Below are 21,857 nucleotides of genomic sequence, written 5' to 3'. Positions count from 1 at the left end.
TTTAATAATTAGTTTGGTATGCTGTCTAAAGAATCTAAAGGTTTTTCCTGATTTTGAAACTCTTTAATTAGATCTTCTTCTTGTTTTCGTATGGCTTCTTCATCGTTGTATTCTTCATCTTCAGAGTAGAGTCTGGTAAACAATCTTAAGTATCTGTTAAACTCATCTGCTTTTTCTTCTATCATTTCCCGATCCTGATTGATTAGCAATAGATCAACTACACTACGATAGCGTTCTACATTGGTAACAATCTCTTCTGCATGACGGTATTGATCTTTAAGCTCTAGGCTGCCAAAATAAGTAAGTTGCTCTTGGTATTTTTTAGCAAGTTTTGTCCAAAGATCTCGTGCTTTTTGCTTTTCTCCTACTTCATAATAACCAGAGATGTATGGTTCTACCAGAGTGTAATATTCGTAATATTCAATCGGCATCTTGTCCATTGCCAGATCTAGAATTTCTTTGGCTTTATCTTTTTTATCCTCCTGGATTAAAACCTCTACAAGTCTTGCTAAATTACTACGATATGTAATTGCATTTTTTCTGGTTTCTGGATCATGATATATATTTGGATCATTGCTATTGCCCCAATCCCAGCTGGTTACATTTTTATACATGAGATCTGTATCTATTCTACCCATTTCAAAAGGATTTCGTGGGTTTACTTTAGTACGAATCGGAACTAATTTGAAGGTTACTCCATCTAATTGAAGGTAATCTTTCATCCATAAGAAATCATCATTGCCATAACTTCCTCCAGTAAAATAGATGGGTCTTTCCCAGTTATTATTGGCAATAATATCCAACATTAAAAGACGATTTTTAAATAATAAATCTCCATTAAGATGAATATCAATATAAGGTACAATAAGATCTGCATCTTTTTGAGCTACAATACCATTTCTAAGTACAGCTTCTTTATCTACAGGAATTCGTATATGTTTTGTAGGAAATGTATTTACTTTTTTACCACTTTGTAAATCTCCTTTGGTTCTGGGGTCATCTGTTTCTATCCATCTCATCCAGTTTTTGATAAGCATGGTATCAGAAGTTACGGGTTTGTGGTAAATAGCATCATTATTTCCGAATCGATAGAATTCATGAGTTAATTGAGAAGGAATAGGTTTTCCTTCATATGCAGCCCTTTTCATTTGATCGATATACCAATCTGTTGCAAAAAGGCTTGTGTTTACAGTTCTAACATCTGTACGGTAGCCTTCAATTTCTTGTGCATACCATAGTGCAAATGTGTCGTTATCTCCTATCGTAAATAATATAGCATCTTTCTGGCAAGATTGTAAGTACATTTTTGCCATGGATTGTGCAGTATATCGATTCGAACGATCGTGATCATCCCAGTTTTGTGCTGCTAATAGTATAGGTACAGCTAATAAGCAAACCACGGTAACTATAGGAGCAAGTATTTTGGGTTGTAGATATTTTTTAAGCAAATCAAACAAAGCATATACACCAAATCCTATCCAAATGGCAAATACATAAAAAGACCCTACCAGTGCATAATCTCGCTCTCTTGGTTCAAAAGGTCTTTCGTTAAGATAAATTTTTAGTGCTAAACCTGTAAACAAGAAAAAAATGAGCAAAGCCCAGAATTTTTTCTTATCTCTTTGTAACATAAATACAAACCCAATTAGCCCTAGTAATAGTGGTAAGAAATAGTAGGTGTTACGAGCTTTATTTTTAAGAACGTCACTAGGCAGGTTGTCTTGAGATCCTAAGCGAGCTTCATCGATAAATTGGATACCGCTAAGCCAGTTACCTTCTAGATCTGTAAGTTTACCTTGGTTATCATCTTGTCGTCCAACAAAATTCCACATAAAATAACGCCAGTACATATATCCTATTTGATAATCAAATAAGTATACCACATTATCCCAAAAAGAAGGTTTCTCTACGTCGATATAGTTGCCAAACGATTGTAGAAATTTATTATAATCATCATTATCTAATTTTCCGGTGGCATATTCCCTTCTAAATTGAGTAACGGCATTAAGTAATTCTTCTTCACCTTGATATTCGGGTTTAATTGTAAATTTAATTGGTCCGGTAAACTCCATATAGTTAGCGATATGTTCTGTACTCCACATTCTTGGTAAAATAGCTTTATGGGCATCATCAAGATTCTGTTTTGCATTTTTCCAATCGTTAACTATAATATATTTTCCGGTTTTAAGATCTTTTTCATATTTAGGTTTGCCATCTTCATAAGGACTGTTCTCATCCAGGCCTGCATAGATTTCTGTAAATTGGGGTCCGTAAAAAAGATGAGTTTCTGGATATTGTTCTAAGTTGTAATACGCCAGAAGTTCTCTTGCGTTATTAGGATTATTTTCATTGATTACAGTTCCGGCATTTGCTCTAATGGGTAACATAACCCAGCTAGAAAACCCTAATAGAATAAACATAACACATAATAATAATGTGTTTAATTGTATATAATTTTTTTTACGAGTGTATTTTATTCCAAAATAGAAAGCTGCAGCGATTATTAATCCAGCAATAATAGTCCCCGAATTAAAAGGCATGCCAATAGAATTAACAAAAAATACTTCAGCTGCACCAAAGAATTTAAGTGTTGAAGGTAATAAGAGTTTAAAAATAAACAATAGTATTGCGACAACAACGATATTGGCAATAATGAAATTTTTTATAGTAATCTCTTTATAGTTTTTGAAATAATATAATAATCCTATTGCTGGGATAGAGAGTAATCCCATAAAATGAACACCGAAAGATAGTCCTACAATAAAAGAAATTAAGATTAGCCATTTATTACCTCTAGAGGTATGCATATCCCGTTCCCATAATAATCCGAGATAGAAAAGAACAGATAAAATACAGGTTGCCATTGCATATACTTCGGCTTCTACAGCATTAAACCAAAAACTATCAGTAAATGCAAATGCAAGAGCTCCAACCAAACCACTTCCTAGAATAGCCATTGCTTTTCCATCTGTTAATTCTTCATCTTTTACAATCACTTTTTTAACAAGAATAGTTATAGACCAAAACATAAAGAGAATAGTAAAAGCACTCGCAAAAGCAGAAGTCATATTTACCATTAATGCAACTTGTGTTGGGTCTGATGCAAAAGCAGAGGCAAATGCTCCAATCATTTGAAACAATGGTGCTCCTGGTGGGTGGCCAACTTGTAATTTTGAGGAAGTAGCAATGTATTCTCCTGCATCCCAAAAACTAGCAGTAGGTTCTACCGTCATTGCATAAACGCATAAAGCGATGACAAAAACGATCCACCCTAATATTTTATTCCACTTGGTGAAGTTGAATGTACTCATAAGATTTGTTCAGTTATATAACGTGTGGCGAATTTAGTAATAAAAATACTTTAACCTTAGTTTTTTTAGGAAACGCTTAACAGAAGTTTATATTTTACGCTTATAACAACTGTTTTATAAATAGATTAGCGATTTAATAGAATAAATTTTAAAAAATGTTTGCAGAGCCAAAAGAAAATTTTAAATTTGCACCCGCAAACACGTATTGGCCTATGGTGTAACTGGCAACACGTCTGGTTTTGGTCCAGAAGAGTCTAGGTTCGAGCCCTAGTAGGCCAACAAAAAAGGAGCAAATTTATTTGCTCCTTTTTTATTTTATGTTGTGAAGACATTAAATTTTAAAAGTCAACACTGGTCTTTTTGCGTGATTTACAACATCTTCACCTAAGCTTCCGTTAATAAAATGTGATATTCCTTTTCTGCCATGAGTGCTAATTCCAATCATACCCGCATTGATAGAATCGGCAAAATTAAGTATTCCTTTTTCTACCGTATTGTCGTTATAGATGTTTAAGCTATAATCTTTTATTGCCAGGTTAGAGATCATATTATTCATTTTCTCTTCGGTTTCATAAGTAGTTTTAAATCCATTGGCTGTGTTTACCCATACTAAATGAAGCTTTGCTTGAATTGATTTAGAAAAATCGTGCGCTGCTAAAAGGCATGGTTTATCTTCATCATCAAAATTTGTAGCATATACAAAATCATTAATTCCAAAAATATCACAATCTTCTTTAATTACTAATACCGGTTTTTTTGATGTTCGAACCACTTTTTCTGCATTAGAGCCTATAAATAATTCTTCAAAACCGGAAGAACCATGAGATCCCATGATAATAATATCTATATTATTTTTGGTACTCGAATTGATAATCCCATGTAGTACATCTTCAAAATTCACAGTCTCAATGACATCAATATCTTTTAAATAATCTTGATTTAATACTTCTTCAAACTTTTTATGGGTTTGTTTCATGAAAAAAATGGCTTCGGGAGCAGGCCCTGGTGCCCCAGAAGACATTAGATCTGTAAGATGCATAGGGAGCTCTAAAATATGTAACAGATAGATTTTAGCGTTATTTTTTTTCGCTATTTGAGCCGCCACTTTTAATGCATTTTCGGCTTGTTTAGAAAAATCTGTTGGGACTAGTATGCTTTTGATCATAATACTGCTTTTTTGAAATGTGTTATTTGTTTATCACTCTGGATTTAGAACGTATTGGTAGTTATGTGCTTAAAGTAAGAAGCTACTTATTATAGTATATCTTAAATTTACGAATAAATTCATTCTTAGCGATATTTTGTATATAAGATATTATTACTATCTTTGCACCGTTGAAATTAAAAAACCAGGATGAGGGGACGAAAAGTCCCCTCTTTTTATCTATTTATGTCATTAAAAGACAAAGTTCAGAGTTTATTAGAGGGGGCACTTCGAGAAAATCCGTCCCTATTTCTAATTGAAAGTAAAATTCATCCCGATAATAGTATTGAAATTATTATTGACGGAGATGATGGTGTGAAAGTAGAAGATTGCATTGCGGTAAGCAGAGCAATTGAGCACAATTTAGATAGAGAAGAAGAAGACTTCTCTCTTCAGGTAATGTCTTCAGGTGTTTCTGAAGGTCTGAAACATGTTCGACAGTATAAAAAGAATGTGGGCAGAAAACTTAAGGTGAAAACAACCGAAGAAACAATCGAAGGAGAGTTGATCTCAGTGACCGAAGATGCAATTGTCTTAACGTGGAAAACACGAGAGCCAAAGCCTGTAGGTAAAGGTAAAGTGACTGTTACTAAAGAAGCTAATATAGCTTATGAAAATATTGTAGAAGCAAAAGTTATGATAACATTTTAATTATAATATATTGATATGGAAAATATCGCATTAATAGAATCATTTTCAGAATTCAAGGATGATAAATTTATAGATCGTGTTACTTTAATGTCGATCTTAGAAGATGTATTTAGGAATGCTCTAAAGAAGAAGTTTGGTAGTGATGACAATTTCGATATCATTATAAATCCTGATAAAGGAGATTTAGAAATTTGGAGAAACCGTATTGTAGTAGGAGATGGCGAAGTTGAAGACGGTAATCAAGAGATATCACTAACTGAAGCACAAAAAATAGAGCCTGATTTTGAGGTAGGTGAAGACGTGTCAGAAGAAGTTAAACTCATAGATTTAGGAAGGCGTTCTATATTAGCGCTACGTCAGAATTTGATTTCTAAAATTCATGAACATGACAATACTAATATTTATAAACAGTTTAAAGAATTAGAAGGAGAAATATATACTGCCGAAGTTCATCATATTCGTCATAGAGCGATTATCATGTTGGATGATGAAGGTAATGAGATTATATTACCTAAGGATAGACAAATACCTTCTGATTTTTTCAGAAAAGGAGAAAATGTACGAGGAGTAATCGAATCTGTTGAGCTTAAGGGTAATAAACCATCCATAGTTATGTCTAGAACATCGCCTCTGTTTTTAGAGAAATTGTTCGAATCAGAAATACCAGAAGTATTTGATGGGTTAATTACAGTTAAAAAAGTAGTTAGAATTCCTGGAGAAAAAGCAAAAGTTGCAGTAGATTCGTATGATGATAGAATTGATCCTGTAGGAGCATGTGTAGGTATGAAAGGTTCTCGTATACATGGTATCGTAAGAGAATTAGGTAATGAAAATATTGATGTTATTAATTATACAAATAATTTACAATTATTTATTACTAGAGCATTAAGCCCAGCAAAGGTAACTTCTATAAAGATTAATGAAGAGACCAGTCGGGCAGAAGTAATGCTAAGACCAGAAGAAGTTTCTAAGGCTATTGGTCGAGGAGGTCATAATATTAGATTAGCAGGGCAACTAACAGGCTATGAGATAGATGTGTTTAGAGAAGGGGTAGAGGAAGATGTAGAACTTACAGAATTTTCTGATGAAATCGATTCATGGATTATTGAAGAATTTTCTAAAATTGGTTTAGATACTGCAAAGAGTATTTTAGAACAAGATATTAGTGATTTAGTAAAGCGAACTGACCTTGAGGAAGAGACAGTAGGCGAAGTGATTAGAATTTTAAAATCTGAATTTGAAGATTAATAATCACAATTAATTATATTTGAGCATTAAATAAAAGGCATTTATGGCTGAAGCAGGAACAATGAGACTAAATAAAGTATTACGCGAATTCAATATCTCGCTAGATCGGGCTGTTGACTTTTTGAATTCAAAAGGTCACGAGATAGATGCGCGTCCTACTACAAAAATTTCTTCAGAGATTTATCAGCTCTTGTTTGATGAATTTCAAACGGATAAGAGTAAAAAAGTGGCTTCAAAAGAAGTTGGAGAAGAAAAGAAGAAAGAAAAAGAAGCGTTGCGAGTGCAGATCGAAAATGAGCAGGAAGAAAAGCGTAAACGTGCAGAAGCTCGAGAAGTTGTAAAAGCCAAAGCTCAATTAAGCGGACCTAAGCAAGTTGGTAAGATTGAATTAGAAGGTGAGAAACAAGAAGATAATACTGCAAAGCCCGAAGAAAAAGCAGTTGAAGCTCCTAAGAAAGAAGAGGTAAAAGAAAAGGAAGATGTGAAAAGCAAAACTCCTGAAATAGTTTCAAATAGACCTCAGAAAAAAGGAATTAAAATAACGCGACAAGCGCCAAAAGAAATAAAAGAAGAAAAACCTGTAGAGCCCGTTGTGAGTAAAGATAAGCCTAAAACTCCAGCGCCAGAAGTGGAAGCTGAAGTTTCTGTAGAACCAGAAAAGGTTAAAACTCAGTATAAAAAATTAGATGGCCCTAATTTTACGGGTCAGAAAATTGACTTAACTCAGTTTAAAAAACCAGCAAAAAAGAAGGAAGATAAATCAGATAAGAAATCTTCAAATGCAGGAGATGCCGCCAAAAAACGTCGACGAAGAATAAGTAAAGAAGGTGGAGGTGCTCAAAAATCTGGAGGCGGTAGACCAGGAGGTCAGTCTGGCGGAGGTAACCGAGGATCAGGAGGAAATAGAGGTAGAGGCCCTGTAAAAGGTAAAAGACCTGCTATTGTAAAAGAAGAACCAAGCGAAGAAGAAGTACAAAAACAAGTGCGAGAGACTCTTGAGAAGTTACAAGGGAAATCTAATAAATCAAAAGCGGCAAAGTATCGTAGAGATAAGAGAGATCAACACCGCCAGAAAGCGGAAGATGATGTAGCACAACAAGAGCAAGAAAGCAAAGTGCTTAAAGTAACAGAATTTGTTACAGCTTCTGAAGTTGCTACGATGATGAATGTAGCGACTACTGATATTATTTCGGCTTGTATGTCATTAGGAATAATGGTGACAATGAATCAACGTTTAGATGCAGAGACCCTTTCTATCGTTGCAGATGAATTTGGTTATGAAGTTAATTTTGTAACTGCAGATATTGAGGAATCAATAGAAGAAATTGTAGATGCTCCTGAAGATTTAGTAGAAAGAGCTCCTATTGTAACTGTTATGGGACATGTTGATCATGGTAAAACATCTTTACTTGATTATATTCGAGAAGAAAATGTAATAGCCGGAGAGAGTGGTGGGATTACCCAGCATATCGGGGCTTATGGAGTACAGTTAGAAAGTGGACAAAAAATAGCATTTTTAGATACACCAGGTCACGAAGCGTTTACTGCGATGCGTGCACGTGGTGCACAAGTAACGGATTTAGCTATTATTGTAATTGCTGCAGATGATGATGTGATGCCACAGACTAAAGAAGCGATTAGTCATGCTCAGGCAGCAGGAGTTCCAATTGTATTTGCAATTAATAAGGTAGATAGACAAGAAGCAAATCCTGAAAAGATAAAAGAAAAACTGGCTTCTATGAATTTATTAGTAGAAGATTGGGGAGGAAAAATCCAATCCCATGATATTTCTGCTAAAACTGGATTAGGAGTTAAAGAATTACTTGAAAAAGTACTTCTTGAAGCTGAAATATTAGAGCTTAAAGCAAATCCAAATCGACTGGCGTCTGGTACAGTTGTCGAGGCGTTTTTGGATAAAGGACGTGGTTATGTTTCTACTATTTTAGTACAAACAGGTACACTTAAAATAGGAGATTATGTTCTTGCTGGTAAAAATAGCGGTAAGATTAAGGCAATGCAGGATGAACGAGGAAATAGCGTGAAAGAAGCAGGGCCTTCTACGCCAGTTTCAATTCTTGGATTAGACGGTGCTCCACAAGCAGGGGATAAGTTTAGTGTGTTAGAAGATGAGCGAGAGGCTAAAGATATCGCCTCAAAACGAGCGCAATTACATAGAGAACAATCTGTACGTACACAACGACATATTACACTGGATGAGATCGGACGTCGAATTGCTTTAGGAGACTTTAAAGAACTTAATATTATTCTTAAAGGAGATGTTGATGGTTCTGTAGAAGCATTGACAGATTCATTCCAGAAACTATCCACAGAAGAGATTCATGTAAATATCATTCATAAAGCAGTGGGGGCGATCACAGAAAGTGATGTGTTACTTGCATCTGCATCTGATGCTATTATTATTGGATTTAATGTAAGGCCAGCAGGTAATGCGAGACAAGTCGCTGATAAAGAAGAAATCGATATCAGAACATATTCGATTATTTATGATGCTATTAATGATCTTAAAGATGCAATGGAAGGTATGCTTTCTCCGGTAATGAAGGAAGAGATTACAGGAACTGCAGAAATTAGAGAAACATTCAAGATTTCTAAAGTTGGTACAATTGCAGGATGTATGGTTCTTACAGGTAAGCTTTTCCGAAATTCTGGCATACGCTTGATTCGAGAAGGTGTTGTAGTGTATACCGGTGAGTTTGCTTCTTTAAAAAGATTTAAAGATGACGTAAAAGAAGTGGCGAAAGGATATGATTGTGGTCTGCAGATTAAGAACTATAATGATATTAAAGAAGGTGATATAGTAGAGGCTTACCAAGAAGTAGCGGTGAAGAAGAAGTTATAATGCTTAGAACATATAATAAATAATAAAACCCGATGTGAAAACATCGGGTTTTGTTTTTTATGAATAAAAAAGAATGCTTATTTTTTTTCAGGTCTAAATATGAATGCATTAGGGAATTTAGTGTGCACTTCTTTTAATGCTCTGTCAGCTTCAAGTCTTGTGCGATAGTTTCCCATCCATACTTTGTAATTAGGTGTTTCCCATTGGATCGATGAACTCCATTTCGGAAATGCATCTTTTGATGCTCTTATGATCTCATTTGCCTTATTTAAGTTTCCATAATATAGCTGAATCTTGTAACGATCACTAAATTCTCCATCTTTTTCCATTTTAGATTTTATGTCAAGTAGCATTTTTATTCTTGGATCTTGATTGATGGTAACAGACGCTTCTGGTTGTGGTAATATGTTTACGGGCACAAAATTTGGAGTTTCAGGAGTGTTATTTGTGGTATCCTGAGCATTTAAAGTGCTGGTAATTATAAGGTAAAAACCAAACAGAAAAATATGGTTTGTGGTGTTTAACATTCTCATTACAAATTGATTTGATGCAAAGGTAAAGTATAATAACTCAAAATCATTAAAAAATATTATTTAGAATTGTTATAAATTAACAGTTAACGGTTCTCTAACATTTCCAAAATCGACTAATTATAGTACTTTTGTCGTCGAATTAAAAGTGCTGGTTTTATATCTTTTTTAAGAGATTAATGAAAAAACCATACCAAAAATAAGACGATAATTCTACTTGATAATATGAAACAGGTGAAACACCGAAATTCAGCCTCTAAAATCCTAATCCTAGGAACTGTTTTTTTATTTACTTTTTTTAACCCTGTCTTTGCACAGGATGAAGCGGCTGTTGATAACGCTGCTGTAACTGAAGCTTCGTCTGGAGGAGATGTAGCTAAAGGGGAAGAGTTGTTTAAATCACTTTGTGCGGCTTGTCATAAGCGTTATAAAAAATCAGTTGGTCCTGCTCTTTTTGGAGCAGCTGATAAGTATGACAAAGCATGGTTGTATTCATGGGTAAAAAATAGTGCAGCTATGGTCGCTTCTGGCGACGCGCAAGCTGTTGCTGTTTTTGAAGAATATAATAAGACTGCAATGAATGCTTTTCCGCAGTTAACAGATGGTGATATTGATAATATTTTGGCCTATGTAATGGTGCCTAAAGCTGATCCGCCACCACCTGTGCCAGGAAGTGATACTGCTTCGGGAGGTGAAAGCTCCGGGGTTTCTGCTAATGTGATTTTAGCAATATTGGCGTTAGTATTTCTAATGTTACTAGTAGTTTTATTTCTGGTAAATAAAACGCTGAGAAGCTTTGCAGAAGCTAATAATGTAGAATTGCCACAGATAGAAAAGAGAACTCCAATATGGAAAGCATTTATCCAAAACCAATTCTTGGTTATGGTTACAGCTATTTTCTTGTTACTGGCTAGTGGTTACTTTGTGTATGGATACTTTATGCAAATAGGGGTTGACCAAGGGTATCAACCTGTTCAACCAATACACTATTCTCATAAAATTCATGCTGGTGATAATAAGATAGAATGTAAATATTGTCACTCTTCTGCTAGAGTTAGTAAGACATCAGGGATTCCTTCTCTTAATGTTTGTATGAACTGTCATAAATCCATTAGTGAAGTGGCCGATGCTACTGCAACAGCAGAATACTCTAAAGAATTCTACGATGGTGAAATCCAAAAATTATATAAAGCAGTAGGTTGGGATACAGATACACAGGCATATACGGGTGATACACAACCAGTGAAGTGGGTTCGTATTCATAATCTTCCTGATTTTGCATACTTTAATCACTCTCAGCACGTAAGTGTTGCGGGGGTAGAGTGCCAGACATGTCACGGTCCGGTAGAAGAAATGGAAATTATGTATCAGCATGCTCCACTTACTATGGGATGGTGTATCAATTGTCACAGGGAAACCAATGTGAAAATTGCTGATAATAAATATTATGAGAAAATTCATAAAGAACTTTCTAAGAAATATGGTGTTGATCAATTGACAGCTGCTCAAATGGGTGGTCTGGAATGTGGTAAATGTCATTATTAATAATAAAACAATTGTTTTTCGTAAACGGAAAAATAGTAAGAAGCTAATATCAATTATATATGTCATCAAACAAGAAATACTGGAAAAGTGTTGAAGAGCTAAACGAAAATAGCTCTATTGTTGAGACGCTACAACAAAACGAATTCGTTAAGGAGATTCCTACGGATGAGTTTTTAGGTGATAAGTCATCATTAGAAAATTCGTCGACTTCTCGTCGTGATTTTCTTAAATATGTAGGTTTTAGTACAGCAGCTGCTTCGTTAGCAGCATGTGAAGGTCCTGTTAAAAAATCAATACCTTACGTAGTTCAACCGGATAGAATAGTACCTGGTGTTGCTAACTATTATGCTACTACAATAGCAGATGGGTATGATTTTGCTAGTGTTTTAATTAAAACTAGAGAAGGTCGACCTATAAAAGTAGAAAATAACAACCTTGCAACATCTAATGGTGATGCAAATGCAAGAGTTCATGCTTCGGTATTATCATTATATGATAGTTCTCGTCTTCAAGGACCTAAAAAAGGAACTGAAGATATCAGTTGGGATGAGCTTGATAAAGAAGTAGGAGCTAAGCTAAATAGCCTTGGAGGTAAACAAATTGTTTTGTTAACACAAACATATGCTAGTCCATCTACATCGAAATTGATTTCAGAATTTAAAGCAAAATATCAAAACGTTAAACACGTAGTATACGATGCTGTTTCTAATAGCGAGGCTTTAGATGCATATCAAATGATGTATGGCGAAAGAGCACTGGCAGATTATGATTTTTCTAAAGCAAATACAGTAGTAAGTATTGGTGCAGACTTTTTAGGAGATTGGCAAGGAGGAGGATATGATAGTGGTTATGCCAAAGGGCGTATCCCGAAAAATGGAAAAATGTCTAAGCATGTCCAGTTTGAGGCAAACATGTCTTTAACAGGAGCTAATGCAGATAGAAGAATACAAGCTACTCCATCAGAACAAAAACAAGTACTTGCTGCATTATATAAATATGTAACGGGATCTGGTTCTAAAGGAGCTTTGGATTCTAAACTGGATGCAGAAGTAGTTAAAGCGGCTAAGCAGATTCAAAAAGCAGGAAGCAATGCTGTAGTAGTTACTGGGATTCAGGATGTGGATGCACAATTAGTAGTTTTAGAAATTAATAAAGCAATACATAGTAAAGCTTTTAGTAAAACTACTCCACGTACTATCCGTCAAGGAGACGCTAAAGCAGTTGCTCAATTGATAAAAGATATGAATGCTGGGCGCGTTGGTGGTTTGCTAATTGCTGGTGTTAATCCAATGTATTCATTGCCAAATGCAGACGAATTTAAAAGTGGTCTTGAGAAAGTAGATATATCAGTTGCATTTAGTATGCATAATGATGCTACGGCTGAGTTGTGTAACTACGTTGCAACAATACCTCATTATTTAGAATCTTGGGGGGATGTTGAGTTGAAAAAAGGGAGCTACAGTTTAATGCAACCAACTATTCGACCATTATTTGATGCAAGACAATTCCAGGAAACTTTATTAAAGTGGACAGGTAATTCATCTACATATCTCGATTATATAAAAAGTGCATGGACAGGTATTCTAGGAGGTACTTCATGGAATCAAGCCTTGCATGATGGAATATTGGTAAAACCAGTACTTCCAAAACAAGAATTGGTAGAAGCACTTGAAGCGCCAGAAGGAGATGTGGCTGATATAGAAGCTGCTCCGGTACCAACTTCGGCTGGACCAGATGTTAGTGCTGCATCAAGAAGACTTTCTGTAGCGAAATCAAGTGGAATAGAACTTACATTATATACTAAAACAGCATTAGGAGATGGTCAACAGGCTAATAACCCTTGGCTGCAAGAAATGCCTGATCCTATTACCAGAGCATCTTGGGATAACTACTTAACGGTTTCTAGAGCAGATGCTGCTGAGTTAGGGTTAACCAATGAAAATGTAGCAAATGGAGCTCTAAACGGTAGTTATGCAAAAGTAACAGTTGGCGAAACTGAAGTTGTTGTTCCAGTAATTATTCAACCAGGACAAGCTAAAGGCTCTGTTGGTTTAGCTTTGGGGTATGGTAAGTCTAAAGGACTTAAAAAAGATATGATAGTAGGAGTAAATGCCTATTCTTTATATCAAAACCTTAATGCAGTACAGAATGTTTCTATTATGGCTGCAGAAGGAGTACATGAGTTTGCTTGTGTGCAATTACATAATACATTAATGGGTCGTGGAGATATTGTAAAAGAAACGACTCTTGAAATATTCAATACAAAAGATAAGCACGATTGGAACGCAATTCCTGAAGTGAGTAAAAATCATATAGAATATGAGGTTACCTCTCCAGAAGTTGATCTTTGGGATGAATTTGACCGTTCCGTTGGGCATCATTTTAATCTTTCAATAGATTTAAATGCATGTACAGGATGTGGTGCTTGTGTGATCGCTTGTCATGCAGAGAATAATGTACCTGTTGTAGGTAAATCAGAAATACGTAGATCTCGTGATATGCACTGGTTACGTATTGACCGTTATTATTCTTCACAAGACAGTTTTGAAGGAGATAATAATAAGAAAGATGCAATAGCAGGTTTAGGAAGTTCCTTATCAGAGTTTGGTGAGATGGAAAATCCGTCAGATAATCCTCAGGTAGTATTCCAACCAGTAATGTGTCAACACTGTAACCATGCTCCATGTGAGACTGTATGTCCAGTTGCTGCTACATCACATGGTAGACAAGGACAAAACCATATGGCATATAACCGATGTGTAGGTACAAGATATTGTGCTAATAACTGTCCATATAAAGTACGTAGGTTTAACTGGTTCTTGTATAACAACAATGATGAGTTTGATTATTACATGAATAATGATTTAGGTAGAATGGTACTTAATCCTGATGTAACTGTACGTTCCAGAGGGGTTATGGAGAAATGTTCTATGTGTATTCAAATGACGCAAAAAACTATTTTGGATGCAAAACGAGATGGTAGAGAAGTTAAGGATGGAGAATTCCAGACGGCTTGTTCTGCAGCTTGTTCATCAGGTGCTATGGTATTTGGTGATATCAATGATAAGGATAGTGAAGTAGCTAAACTTAAAGAGGATGATCGTATGTATCACTTACTAGAACATGTTGGAACTAAGCCTAACGTTATGTACCATACCAAAGTAAGAAATACTACAGAAGCTTAATTAACTAATTAAAGAATCAATTCAATTATAAAGGATTATGTCTCATTACGAAGCACCTATAAGAAAACCTTTAGTAACCGGTGATAAAACATACCATGATGTAACTTTGGATGTAGCAGCAGCGGTAGAAGGAAAAGCAAATAAATCTTGGTGGATTGTCTTTTCTATTTCACTTATTGCTTTCCTTTGGGGGATAGGGTGTATTATTTACACAATATCTACAGGGATAGGAACCTGGGGATTAAACAAAACAGTAGGATGGGCCTGGGATATCACCAACTTTGTTTGGTGGGTAGGTATTGGTCACGCCGGAACCTTGATTTCAGCAGTACTACTGTTATTTCGTCAGAAATGGAGAATGGCAATTAACCGTTCTGCAGAAGCGATGACTATTTTTGCAGTTATTCAAGCAGGATTATTCCCAATTATTCACATGGGGCGCCCTTGGCTGGCATATTGGGTATTACCAATACCTAATCAGTTTGGATCGCTATGGGTGAATTTTAATTCACCATTATTATGGGATGTATTTGCAATCTCTACATATCTTTCTGTATCACTAGTATTCTGGTGGACCGGATTGCTACCCGATTTTGCAATGATTCGAGACCGAGCGATAACTCCATTTACAAAAAAAATATACGGACTTCTATCTTTTGGATGGAGTGGTAGAGCAAAAGACTGGCAACGTTTTGAGGAAGTATCTTTAGTACTTGCAGGTTTAGCTACACCATTAGTACTTTCTGTACATACCATTGTATCATTTGATTTTGCTACTTCGGTGATCCCTGGATGGCATACTACGATATTTCCACCATATTTTGTGGCTGGAGCGGTTTTTTCAGGATTTGCTATGGTGAATACGCTTCTTATTATAATGAGAAAAGTATCAAACTTAGAAAACTACATTACCGTTTTACATATAGAATTGATGAATATTGTAATCATGATTACAGGTTCTATTGTAGGTGTTGCCTATATAACAGAGCTGTTTGTAGCATGGTATTCTGGAGTTGAATACGAACAATATGCATTCCTTAATAGGGCAACAGGACCATATTGGTGGGCATATTGGGCGATGATGACATGTAACGTATTCTCACCGCAGTTTATGTGGTTCCCAAAATTAAGAAGAAGTATAATGTTTTCTTTCTTTATCTCTATTGTGGTAAACATAGGAATGTGGTTTGAGCGTTTTGTGATCATTGTAACATCACTTCACAGAGATTATTTACCATCATCATGGACGATGTTCTCTCCTACTTTTGTTGATATAGGAATATTTATAGGAACAATTGGTTTCTTCTTTGTCTTATTCTTATTGTACTCACGTACGTTCCCTGTAATAGCACAAGCAGAAGTAAAATCAATTCTGAAATCTTCTGGAGAAAAATATAAGAAACTAAGAGAAGCAGGAAAAGATCATAGAGATGAGCTTCCCAAAGGTAAAGCAGAAGTGGTTAAAGAAAAACCAACAAAGAAAAAAACCGAAACCAAAGTAGAAGTAAGTGAAGAAGATATCAATAGTCTATTGGGTAACCTAGGGACATTTGATCCATCAACACAAACTGCTGATGATCTTAAAAAGGTTAATGGTATCGGACCAGTAATGGAAAAGAAACTTAACGAGATCGGAATATTTACTTTTGATCAAGTAAGTAAAATGACCGAAACTGAATACGATTTATTAGATAATATCACTGGATCTTTCCCTGGTAGAGCACAACGCGATGATTGGGCTGGTCAGGCAGAAAAACTTAAAAATAACTAGAAGTATGGCATCAAAAGTTATACATGCATTATATATAGACGACGACATCCTGATGGATGCTGTCAAGAAAGTTCGTGCAGAGCATTATCATATCGAAGAGGTATATACTCCTTTTCCGGTTCATGGACTAGATAAAGCAATGGGATTACCTCATACACGATTAGCGATTACATCTTTTATGTATGGCTGTGTTGGGCTAACGGTTGCAATTTTGATGATGAACTATATCATGATCGAAGATTGGCCTCAAGACATAGGTGGTAAACCTAGTTTTAGCTATATCGAAAATATGCCGGCATTCGTTCCGATTATGTTCGAACTTACAGTGTTCTTTGCAGCCCATTTAATGGTGATCACTTTTTATATGAGAAGTAAGCTATGGCCATTTAAAAAAGCCGAAAATCCTGATGTAAGAACTACAGATGATCATTTCTTAATGGAAGTAGATGCAGGAAATCACGATGTTGATCAACTCGCTAGCTTTTTGGGTGATACCGGAGCAGTAGAAATTAAAGTAATAGATAAGGAAGAAGATAACCATTAGTAATAATGAATAATACTATAAAAATATTAGCCGCGGCAGTAGTGATGATTTGCGTTGTTTCTTGTAAAAAAGATTCAAAACCTAATTATCAATTTATGCCTAATATGTATGAACCGATAAGTTATGAAACTTATGGTGAATATGGTGTTTTCCCTGGCAGTCAGGAAGCTATGTTACCTGCCGAAGGCTCAATACCAAGAGGATGGATGCCATATGATTTTGAAAACTCACAAGAAGGTTACTTACTTGCTAAGGATACATTAAAGAATCCTATCCGATATACAAAAGAAAATGAAGATGAAGGAAAAGAATTGTATGACATCTATTGCGCAATTTGCCATGGGGGAAAAGGAGATGGAAAAGGACCTTTGGTACAAAGAGAAAAGATTTTAGGAGTTCCTAGTTATGATGATATTGGTAGAGCAATTACTGAAGGAAGTATTTATCATGTAATGTATTACGGAATCAACTCTATGGGATCGTATGCCTCCCAAACCAATGAGCATGAACGTTGGCAGATTGTCCAATATGTACAGAAATTAAAGGCAGACCTGGAAGGGAAAACGCCTCGAATAGATACAGATGCTACTACTACTGTTGTAGAAACAAAAGTAGAAGAACATCAAGAATCAGCAGAAGATCATAGTAACGCACACTAGTGCATTAGTAAAAAAGTTAAGAATAACGATATTATAAAGATATGTATACGCTATCAAATAGATTAAGATTATTTTCTGTCATCCTTATGGTTGTAGGTCTTGTAGGTCTTATTGTTGGATTTGGACAAAGACCTGGATCTGTAGAAGAGGTAAAAGAAATGATGGCAGCGCACGACGCTCATGGGGGTGGTCATGGTGAATCCCAAGTAGCAGAGAGTGGTCATGGTAATCAAGGACACGGAGAAGAAGATGCTCATGGAGGAGATGCACATTATGAACATATATTACACCAACTACAAAATAAGCCTTGGGCTTCATTATATGTAGCAGCATTTTTCTTTTTTATGATAGCATTGGGAGTATTAGCATTTTATGCAATACAATTTGCATCACAATCGGGATGGTCTCCAGTACTTTTTAGAGTAATGGAAGCGATAACAGCATATTTGGTGCCAGGAGGAATTATCCTCTTCATAATCTTAGCATTATCAGGATTCCATGTTAATCATTTGTTTGTATGGGCAGATCCAGAAGTTGTAGCTCATGATGCATTAATTCAAGGAAAATCTAGCTGGTTAAATGGCTGGGGATTCATTATTAGAGCAGCTATATTTTTAGGAGGATGGTTACTATATCGTCATTTTGCTGTTAAATATTCAAGAAAGCAGGATGAAGATACAGAAGGAAATAAGTGGTATAAAAAGAGCTTTAAGATATCTGCAGGTTTCTTAGTATTTTTTATCTATACAGAATCTATGGCATCTTGGGATTGGATTATGAGTTTTGATCCACACTGGTTTAGTACCTTATTTGGATGGTATGTATTTGCAAGTTTATTTGTTTCGGGTATTACTACGATCGCTTTAATAAGTATTTACTTAAAATCTAAAGGATATTTAGAATTTGTAAATAATAGTCATATTCATGATTTAGCTAAGTTTATGTTTGGTATCAGTATTTTCTGGACATACCTTTGGTTCTCTCAGTTTATGTTGATATGGTATTCTAATATACCAGAAGAAGTAACCTATTTTATTACTCGTATAGAAGATTATAACCTTCCATTTTTTGGGATGTTAGTAATGAACTTTATTTTCCCAATATTGGTATTAATGAATAGTGATTTTAAACGAGTAAACTGGTTTGTTGTAATGGCAGGTATCGTTATTCTTTGTGGTCACTATATTGATGTTTATAATATGGTAATGCCTGCAACAGTTGGTGAATCCTGGTTTATAGGTATTAGTGAAATAAGTGCTGTGTTATTGTTTTTAGGACTATTCTTATTCGTAGTGTTTAGAGCATTAACTAAAGCTCCATTATTGCCTAAAGGAAACCCTTATATAGAGGAAAGTAAACATTTCCATTATTAAAATTTGAATTGTAAAAAAAGAAGATAGATAAAAATGACTGTATTCTTAACCTTAGTAGTTATAGCACTTTTTGGAATCACGTTGTGGCAAATGTCAAAGATATTGAAGTTGTCTCAAGCTAAAACAGATAACTCTCAAGTAGCGAACGACAAAGACAATAATTTGCAAGGTAAGCTTATGCTTGCATTTGTAATATTTCTTTACCTGCTTACCATATATTGTTTTGTACAATATGACTCATATTTCCTTCCAGAATCAGCTTCTGAGCATGGTGTGGATTATGATAGATTAATGTTGATCTCGATGGTATTGATCATGATTGTACAGATCCTTACACAAGGATTGTTACATTTCTTTTCATATAAGTATCGAGGTAAAAAAGAAAATAAAGCATTATTCTTTGCAGATAATGATAAATTAGAATTTATCTGGACTATTATACCAGTTATTGTACTTGCAGGATTAATTATATATGGACTGTTTACATGGACCGATATCATGAATATTGATGAAGAAGATGGAGACCCATTAATAGTTGAATTGTATGCATATCAATTTGACTGGCGTGCTCGATATTCTGGAGAGGATAATGAATTAGGTAAAGCTAATGTTCGTTTTATAGAAGGAATTAATACCTTGGGTCTTGATGTTTCTGATACCTACGGAAAGGATGATAAAATAACTAACGAATTACATTTACCTGTAAATAGAAAGGTCATTTTTAAAATGCGTTCTCAGGATGTATTGCATTCTGCTTACATGCCATTTTTTAGAGCACAGATGAATGTTGTACCTGGTATGATTACAGAGTTTGCTTACACACCAACTGTTACTTCTGACGAAATGAGAAATAGCGAATTTATGGTAGAAAAAGTAGCTACAATTAATAAAATAAGAAGAGAAAAAAGCAAGAAACTAGTAGCTGCTGGAGATGAGGCTTTAGAAGAATATACATTCGAATACTACCTGTTGTGTAATAAGATATGTGGAGTATCACATTATAATATGCAAATGAAGATTATAGTAGAATCCGAAGAAGATTATAAGGCATGGTTAAAAACACAACCTACCTTTGGTGAGCAATTATCAGCTCAAGCAAGCAACTAAGAAAGAAGAAAATTAATATATTATATTAAAAAGAAATAGCGTTATGTCAGTAACTCAAGGAGATAACCACGATCACGATCACGACGATCACGGACATCATAAAGAAACATTTATTACCAAATATATTTTTAGTCAGGATCACAAGATGATCTCTAAGCAGTACTTGATTACTGGTTTGATTATGGGTATTATTGGTATTGCAATGTCTTTATTATTTAGAATGCAATTGGCATGGCCAGACCACCAGTTTACCATTTATGAAATTCTATTAGGTAAATTTGGCGAGGATGGAATTATGGATCCGGGGATTTATCTGGCTTTGGTTACAATACATGGTACTATAATGGTATTTTTTGTATTAACAGCAGGATTGAGTGGTACATTTAGTAACCTTCTTATTCCATTACAGATTGGAGCTCGTGATATGGCTTCTGGATTCTTAAATATGATATCATACTGGTTATTCTTTCTAAGTAGTGTTATCATGGTATTGTCGTTATTTGCAGAAGCAGGACCCGCATCAGCAGGATGGACAATTTATCCTCCTTTAAGTGCATTGCCACAAGCTATAGGAGGTTCTGGAACAGGGATGACACTATGGTTAGTTTCTATGGCGATATTCATTGCTTCTTCTTTACTTGGTTCTTTGAATTATGTAGTAACCGTAATTAACTTACGAACCAAAGGAATGTCGATGACACGTTTACCTTTGACAATCTGGGCGTTCTTTGTAACGGCTATTATTGGTATTGTTTCGTTTCCGGTATTATTATCAGCAGCATTATTGTTAATTATGGATAGAAGTTTTGGTACTTCTTTCTATTTAAGTGATATATATATACAAGGAGAAGTACTGCATAACCAAGGAGGTTCTCCGGTTCTTTTTGAACACTTATTCTGGTTCTTAGGACATCCAGAAGTATATATTGTATTACTACCTGCTCTAGGTATTACCTCAGAGATTATAGCTACAAATGCCCGTAAACCTATATTTGGGTATCGTGCGATGGTTGCTTCTATTTTAGCAATTGCATTTTTATCTACAATTGTTTGGGGTCACCATATGTTTGTATCTGGTATGAATCCTTTCTTAGGTTCTGTATTTACATTTACAACCTTATTGATTGCTATCCCTTCAGCAGTAAAAGCATTTAATTATATTACCACCCTATGGAAAGGTAATCTGCAGTTTAATCCCGCAATGTTATTCTCAATAGGATTAGTATCAACATTTATTACTGGAGGTCTTACAGGAATTATCCTTGGAGATAGTACATTAGATATTAATGTTCATGATACTTATTTTGTAGTAGCACATTTTCACCTGGTGATGGGTATTTCAGCACTATATGGATTATTCGCAGGAGTATACCATTGGTTCCCTAAGATGTATGGCAAGATGATGAATAAGAACTTGGGGTATGTTCATTTTTGGATTACCGCAATCGGAGCATATGGAGTATTCTTCCCAATGCATTTTGTAGGAATGGCTGGATTACCAAGACGTTACTATACCAATTCTAATTTCCCGTATTTTGATGATTTAACAGATACCAATGTGTTGATTACAATTTTCGCTATTTTTGCAGCTGTTGGGCAATTAGTATTCTTGTATAATTTTATCAGCTCTATTTTCTACGGAAAGAAAGCAGTTCAAAATCCATGGAAATCGAATACTTTAGAATGGACTACACCAGTAGAGCATATGCATGGTAACTGGCCAGGAGATATTCCTCATGTACACAGATGGCCTTATGACTATAGTAAGACAAATGAAAATGGTGAATATGTAATTGCAGGACAAGATTTTGTCTCTCAGATTATTCCATTACAAGAAGGAGAAGAAGAAATGCATCATTAATATATGTA

The 21,857-nt window shown here is 35.1% G+C and carries 14 protein-coding genes and 1 tRNA gene; 12 read left to right on the top strand and 3 right to left on the bottom strand.

Annotated elements, in window-relative coordinates; all coding sequences use genetic code 11:
* Window positions 1-8: 8 nt before the first annotated feature.
* On the bottom strand, window positions 9-3,311 hold the full coding sequence (locus DG435_RS22285) for a DUF2723 domain-containing protein (protein WP_106791965.1): 3,303 nt from the start codon (window positions 3,309-3,311) through the stop codon (window positions 9-11).
* Between the two features lie 206 nt (window positions 3,312-3,517).
* Between DG435_RS22285 and DG435_RS22280 the strand changes: the two genes are divergently transcribed.
* A tRNA-Gln gene (locus DG435_RS22280) sits at window positions 3,518-3,590 on the top strand.
* Window positions 3,591-3,642: 52 nt separating this feature from the next.
* Here the strand turns inward: DG435_RS22280 and DG435_RS22275 are convergent.
* Entirely contained in the window at window positions 3,643-4,476 is an 834-nt protein-coding gene (locus DG435_RS22275; RefSeq protein ID WP_369872377.1) for a universal stress protein, read from the bottom strand.
* Between the two features lie 189 nt (window positions 4,477-4,665).
* Between DG435_RS22275 and rimP the strand changes: the two genes are divergently transcribed.
* From rimP to infB, 3 genes are read left to right on the top strand one after another with little or no spacing between them, the layout of a single operon-like run.
* On the top strand, window positions 4,666-5,166 hold the full coding sequence (gene rimP, locus DG435_RS22270; protein WP_234387063.1) for a ribosome assembly cofactor RimP: 501 nt from the start codon (window positions 4,666-4,668) through the stop codon (window positions 5,164-5,166).
* Between the two features lie 15 nt (window positions 5,167-5,181).
* Window positions 5,182-6,414 carry a transcription termination factor NusA gene (gene nusA / locus DG435_RS22265; protein WP_024771645.1) on the top strand — a complete coding sequence of 411 codons (1,233 nt, stop codon included), beginning with the start codon at window positions 5,182-5,184 and terminating at the stop codon, window positions 6,412-6,414.
* A 43-nt stretch (window positions 6,415-6,457) separates the two neighbouring features.
* Window positions 6,458-9,274 carry a translation initiation factor IF-2 gene (infB, locus tag DG435_RS22260; RefSeq protein ID WP_106791967.1) on the top strand — a complete coding sequence of 939 codons (2,817 nt, stop codon included), beginning with the start codon at window positions 6,458-6,460 and terminating at the stop codon, window positions 9,272-9,274.
* A 77-nt stretch (window positions 9,275-9,351) separates the two neighbouring features.
* Here the strand turns inward: infB and DG435_RS22255 are convergent, their stop codons facing one another.
* A complete protein-coding gene (locus DG435_RS22255) occupies window positions 9,352-9,807 on the bottom strand; it encodes an SPOR domain-containing protein (RefSeq protein ID WP_234387064.1) in 456 nt (151 codons plus the stop codon).
* Window positions 9,808-10,029: 222 nt separating this feature from the next.
* Here DG435_RS22255 and DG435_RS22250 point away from each other — a divergent pair, with 222 nt between their 5' ends.
* The 8 genes from DG435_RS22250 to DG435_RS22215 are packed head-to-tail and all read left to right on the top strand — an operon-like array spanning window position 10,030 to window position 21,849.
* Window positions 10,030-11,349, top strand: a complete 1,320-nt coding sequence (locus tag DG435_RS22250) for a c-type cytochrome (RefSeq protein ID WP_106791969.1) — start codon at window positions 10,030-10,032, stop codon at window positions 11,347-11,349.
* 59 nt (window positions 11,350-11,408) lie between these two features.
* Complete coding sequence (locus DG435_RS22245; RefSeq protein WP_106791970.1) at window positions 11,409-14,534, top strand: TAT-variant-translocated molybdopterin oxidoreductase; 3,126 nt, start codon at window positions 11,409-11,411, stop codon at window positions 14,532-14,534.
* Between the two features lie 34 nt (window positions 14,535-14,568).
* Complete coding sequence (gene nrfD / locus DG435_RS22240; RefSeq protein ID WP_106791971.1) at window positions 14,569-16,305, top strand: NrfD/PsrC family molybdoenzyme membrane anchor subunit; 1,737 nt, start codon at window positions 14,569-14,571, stop codon at window positions 16,303-16,305.
* A 4-nt stretch (window positions 16,306-16,309) separates the two neighbouring features.
* Window positions 16,310-16,849 carry a DUF3341 domain-containing protein gene (locus tag DG435_RS22235; RefSeq protein ID WP_074409749.1) on the top strand — a complete coding sequence of 180 codons (540 nt, stop codon included), beginning with the start codon at window positions 16,310-16,312 and terminating at the stop codon, window positions 16,847-16,849.
* Window positions 16,850-16,854: 5 nt separating this feature from the next.
* Window positions 16,855-17,508 (top strand): cytochrome c, encoded by a 654-nt coding sequence (locus DG435_RS22230; RefSeq protein WP_106791972.1) that lies wholly within the window; start codon window positions 16,855-16,857, stop codon window positions 17,506-17,508.
* A gap of 41 nt (window positions 17,509-17,549) precedes the next feature.
* Window positions 17,550-18,881 carry a quinol:cytochrome C oxidoreductase gene (locus DG435_RS22225; RefSeq protein ID WP_106791973.1) on the top strand — a complete coding sequence of 444 codons (1,332 nt, stop codon included), beginning with the start codon at window positions 17,550-17,552 and terminating at the stop codon, window positions 18,879-18,881.
* Window positions 18,882-18,914: 33 nt separating this feature from the next.
* Window positions 18,915-19,988, top strand: coding sequence for a cytochrome c oxidase subunit II (locus tag DG435_RS22220; RefSeq protein WP_106791974.1), 1,074 nt, complete (start codon window positions 18,915-18,917; stop codon window positions 19,986-19,988).
* Window positions 19,989-20,031: 43 nt separating this feature from the next.
* On the top strand, window positions 20,032-21,849 hold the full coding sequence (locus DG435_RS22215) for a cbb3-type cytochrome c oxidase subunit I (protein ID WP_106791975.1): 1,818 nt from the start codon (window positions 20,032-20,034) through the stop codon (window positions 21,847-21,849).
* Window positions 21,850-21,857: the final 8 nt, after the last annotated feature.

The organism is Aquimarina sp. Aq78 (assembly GCF_900299525.1).
GTDB lineage: Bacteria > Bacteroidota > Bacteroidia > Flavobacteriales > Flavobacteriaceae > Aquimarina.
The sequence above is the reverse complement of the archived record's forward strand: the minus strand, read 5'-3'. Positions and strand labels throughout refer to the sequence as shown.